The 1,448-nt window shown below is 53.7% G+C and carries 1 rRNA gene; it reads left to right on the top strand.

Annotated elements, in window-relative coordinates:
• A 23S ribosomal RNA gene (locus FE839_RS24380) occupies positions 1-1,448 on the top strand; the annotation flags it as partial.

Raw genomic sequence — 1,448 nt, 5'->3', positions numbered from 1 at the left:
ATGCACCGAAGCTGCGGCAGCGACACTATGTGTTGTTGGGTAGGGGAGCGTTCTGTAAGCCGTTGAAGGTGGCCTGTGAGGGTTGCTGGAGGTATCAGAAGTGCGAATGCTGACATAAGTAACGATAAAGCGGGTGAAAAGCCCGCTCGCCGGAAGACCAAGGGTTCCTGTCCAACGTTAATCGGGGCAGGGTGAGTCGACCCCTAAGGCGAGGCCGAAAGGCGTAGTCGATGGGAAACAGGTTAATATTCCTGTACTTGGTGTTACTGCGAAGGGGGGACGGAGAAGGCTATGTCGGCCGGGCGACGGTTGTCCCGGTTTAAGCATGTAGGCGGAGGTTCCAGGTAAATCCGGTACCTTATTAAACGCTGAGGTGTGATGACGAGGCACTACGGTGCTGAAGTGACAAATGCCCTGCTTCCAGGAAAAGCCTCTAAGCATCAGGTGACACGTAATCGTACCCCAAACCGACACAGGTGGTCAGGTAGAGAATACCAAGGCGCTTGAGAGAACCCGGGTGAAGGAACTAGGCAAAATGGTGCCGTAACTTCGGGAGAAGGCACGCTGATATGTAGGTGAAGTGATTTACTCATGGAGCTGAAATCAGTCGAAGATACCAGCTGGTTGCAACTGTTTATTAAAAACACAGCACTGTGCAAACACGAAAGTGGACGTATACGGTGTGACGCCTGCCCGGTGCCGGAAGGTTAATTGATGGGGTTATCCTCACGGAGAAGCTCTTGATCGAAGCCCCGGTAAACGGCGGCCGTAACTATAACGGTCCTAAGGTAGCGAAATTCCTTGTCGGGTAAGTTCCGACCTGCACGAATGGCGTAATGATGGCCAGGCTGTCTCCACCCGGGACTCAGTGAAATTGAACTCGCTGTGAAGATGCAGTGTACCCGCGGCAAGACGGAAAGACCCCGTGAACCTTTACTATAGCTTGACACTGAACACTGGTCCTTGATGTGCAGGATAGGTGGGAGGCTTTGAAGTGTGGACGCCAGTCTGCACGGAGCCGTCCTTGAAATACCACCCTTTAATGGCTGGTGTTCTAACGTGGGCCCGTAATCCGGGTTGCGGACAGTGTCTGGTGGGTAGTTTGACTGGGGCGGTCTCCTCCTAAAGAGTAACGGAGGAGCACGAAGGTTGGCTAATCCTGGTCGGACATCAGGAGGTTAGTGCAATGGCATAAGCCAGCTTGACTGCGAGCGTGACGGCGCGAGCAGGTGCGAAAGCAGGTCATAGTGATCCGGTGGTTCTGAATGGAAGGGCCATCGCTCAACGGATAAAAGGTACTCCGGGGATAACAGGCTGATACCGCCCAAGAGTTCATATCGACGGCGGTGTTTGGCACCTCGATGTCGGCTCATCACATCCTGGGGCTGAAGTAGGTCCCAAGGGTATGGCTGTTCGCCATTTAAAGTGGTACGCGAGCTGGGTTTAGA

It is taken from the genome of Klebsiella indica (assembly GCF_005860775.1).
Classification (GTDB): domain Bacteria; phylum Pseudomonadota; class Gammaproteobacteria; order Enterobacterales; family Enterobacteriaceae; genus Klebsiella; species Klebsiella indica.
This window is presented reverse-complemented; position numbering and strand designations above follow the sequence as displayed.